General features: G+C 71.1%; 3 protein-coding genes. 1 reads left to right on the forward strand and 2 read right to left on the reverse strand.

Going from position 1 to position 3223, the window contains the following annotated elements; all coding sequences use genetic code 11:
- On the reverse strand, positions 1–1037 hold a 1037-nt coding region (locus tag G6023_RS12735; RefSeq protein WP_182635847.1), incomplete at its 3' end, for a MalY/PatB family protein.
- A gap of 43 nt (positions 1038–1080) precedes the next feature.
- Positions 1081–1692 (reverse strand): hypothetical protein, encoded by a 612-nt coding sequence (locus G6023_RS12740; protein ID WP_182635849.1) that lies wholly within the window; start codon positions 1690–1692, stop codon positions 1081–1083.
- 166 nt (positions 1693–1858) lie between these two features.
- On the opposite strand from G6023_RS12740, the gene G6023_RS12745 reads away from it, so the two are divergent.
- Positions 1859–3223: nitrate/nitrite transporter (locus G6023_RS12745; protein WP_182635851.1), on the forward strand; the 1365-nt coding region annotated here is incomplete at its 3' end.

A 3223-nucleotide genomic window follows, 5' to 3' on the forward strand; every position in this document is an offset into this window, starting at 1 on the left:
CCGGGGCTCAGCGCCACCCGGCCCTCGTCGAGGAACGCCGCGGCCGGGTCGTCGCCCAGACCCGGGTAGCCGCGCAGGTCGATCCACGCCACGAACCCGGCGTCGGGCCGACGCCACCGCGCGCGGGGAAGGTGCTCGGCCAGCAGCTGCTCCATCAGATCGAGGTTCGACGCGAGCGCGGCACGCAGCTCATCGAGCCACTCCAGTGACCCGGTCAACGCGGCCTCCGCGGCCAGTGCCCCGAAGTGCCCCACGGCGCCCGACAGCGCCGAGCGCCGGACGTGGAACCGCTCCGGGTTGCCGTTGATCACGAACGCGCACTTGAGTCCGGCGAGGTTGAACGCCTTGGACGCCGACGAGATGGCCAGCCCCACCTCGCGCGCGGTGTCGGAGGCGGCCAGGAACGAGGTGAAATCGACTCCCGGCGTGGCCAGGGGCGCCCAGATCTCGTCGGAGACCACCACGGCGTCGTGCCGCGCGGCCAGGTCGGCGAGCTCGGCCAACTCTGCCTGGCCGTGAAGAACGCCCGTGGGGTTGTGCGGGTGACTGAGCAGCACGGCCCGGGCCCCGTCTGCCAGAGCCTGCTCGATGCCCGCCAGGTCCAGGCGCGGGTCCTCGCCGTCGTGGTCGACCAGGGGCACCGCGACCGGCGTCATCCCCACGCGCCGGATCCACGGTCCGAACGGCATGTACACAGGCGGCGTGTACACCACGCCGCTCCCGGCCGGGATGGTCCGGGCGAGGGTCTCCCGCACGCCCACGCCGACGTCGTTGACCGGCACAACCGAGTCCTCCGGCACGTCGTACCCGAAGCGCGAGTAGTACCGTGCGCACACACCGGCGAGTCGCTCGATCTCGGCGAAGTAGCCGGTGTCGCCGTCCGCCACCGCGGCGGCGAGGCGCTCCCGGATCGCCGGGGCGAGCAGGACGTCGGTCTCGGCCACGAACAGCGGCAGGACGTCCTCGGGGTAGGCCACCCACTTCTGGCTCCGCCGTCTACGCAGCTCGGACTCGGGGACATCCAGGGGGAACGGCACGGCGGTGGGTCCTTTCGCAGCGGGTTCGACCGTCCCAGGTTACTCAGCTGCCGGGCACGAACTCCGGGTGCACCCACACGTCGAAGTCCCGGGAGTCGGCGCCGAACGGGGAGAGCGGCATCAGCGAGACCCACGTGGTGGTGGTCGAGCCGGGGATGGTGCCGGCGGGGATTCCGATACCGCCCGACGTGGTGGGCCATTCCCGCTCGTAGGCCAGGTCGTAGGCGCCCCGGACGCTCCCGTCGGCCGCGGACCCCGTCGATCCGGTGATCACGTCCGAGAGCACCGTGATGCGGTGGAGCCGGTGCGGCGTCCCCGAGGGGTCGCGTTGCCAACAGTCCGATCCCTGGGACACGTAGTTCGAGCACCAGATCTCCGTGTCCGTGCCGAACGGGGAGAGCACGCGCATGGGTGCTCCGTTCGGGGCCCAGAACTGCGGATCCGACGGCGCGACGGCGTAGGGCCAGTACGAGAGCTCGGCCCATCCGAACGGGCCGTCGGTGGCGGGTGGGAACGGGCGGTCGGCGGGCCAGGCGGGATCGTCGAGTGACTGGGCGAGGGCGGCGGGCGCGGTCGCGAGGGGGCCGAGCAGCGGCGTGGCCAGGAGGACCGCGGCGAGAGCGACGCGGCGGAGTTGTGTGACGGTGCGTGACATGGACCCAGTCGACCACGCGAGCGGCACCCTCACAGGCCGAACCGCCAGACGTGAGTACACCGTGACGGGACCGTCACGACGGGTAGCGCAGGGGAAACAGCGGATTCCTACCGTTGCGTGGCACAGGGCGCCGGCGGGGCGCCCGCTACCGGGGAGAGGTGAAGCGATGACGCGCTCGCACGTGATCGAGGACTGGGATCCGGAGGACACGGCCCAGTGGGAGTCCGGAGGCCGGCGCACCGCGATGCGCAATCTGTACTGGTCGGTGTTCGCCGAGCACGTGGGGTTCTCGGTGTGGACCCTGTTCGCCGTGATGGTGCTGTTCATGCCCACGGACGTCTACGGCCTGGACGCGCCGGACAAGTTCCTGGTCTCCGCGGTGGTCACCCTCACCGGCGCGTTCCTGCGCATCCCCTACACGCTGGCCACCGCGACCTTCGGCGGCCGCAACTGGACCATGTTCTCCGCGTTCGTGCTGCTCATCCCGGCGGGGGCGATGCTGTGGATCATGGCCAATCCCGGGCAGCCGCTGTGGCTGTACCTGGTGGTGGGCGCCCTCGCGGGCCTGGGCGGCGCCAACTTCGCCTCGTCCATGACCAACATCAACGCCTTCTTCCCGCAGCGCATGAAGGGCTGGGCGCTGGGCCTCAACGCGGGCGGCGGCAACCTGGGCGTGGCCACCATCCAGGTGGTGGGGCTCGTGGTGATCGCCGCGGCCGGAAACCGCTCGCCGCACTGGGTGATCGCGGTGTACCTGGTCCTGCTGGTGGTCGCGGGCATCGGCGCGGCATGCAAGATGGACAACCTCGAACACCACACCGTGGACGTGACGAGCATGCGCGACGTGGCAGGCGACCGCGACGGCTGGGTGCTGTCACTGCTCTACATCGGTACCTTCGGCTCGTTCATCGGGTTCAGCTTCGCCTTCGGGCAGATGCTCACCATGACCTTCACCGGTAACGGGCAGTCCCCGGCCGACGCCGCTCTCCACGCCGCGCAGATCACATTCCTCGGCCCGCTGCTGGGCTCGTTGACCCGCATGCTGGGCGGCCGCCTGTCCGACCGCTTCGGCGGTGCCCGGGTCACCCTGGTGACCTTCCTCGGCATGGCCGCGACGACGGTGGCGCTGATCGTCACCTCGAGCATGCAGGCGGCCGACGGCGGCCGACTGTCCGGCGGCGCGCTGGTGTTGTTCTTCGCGGCGTTCCTCACCCTGTTCGCGCTCACCGGGATGGGCAACGCCTCGGTCTACAAGATGATCCCCACCGTCTACGAGGCCCGTAGCCGCGGTCTGGACCTGCCGGAGGCCGCCCGGGCGGCGTGGTCGCGAGCGCATTCGGGCGCCCTCATCGGGGTCGCCGGCGCGGTCGGCGCGTTCGGCGGGTTCCTCATCAACATGACCCTGCGCAGCTCCTACCAGTCGTCGGGGTCCGCGACCTGGGCGTTCGTGGCGTTCACGGTCTTCTACGTGGTGGCGGCGCTCGTCACGCGGGCGGTGTACCTCCGGCGTCCGACCGCCGCGCCGACGGGG

Origin of the sequence: Dietzia sp. DQ11-71, from assembly GCF_014144995.1 — a bacterium.
Lineage (GTDB): Bacteria > Actinomycetota > Actinomycetes > Mycobacteriales > Mycobacteriaceae > Dietzia > Dietzia kunjamensis.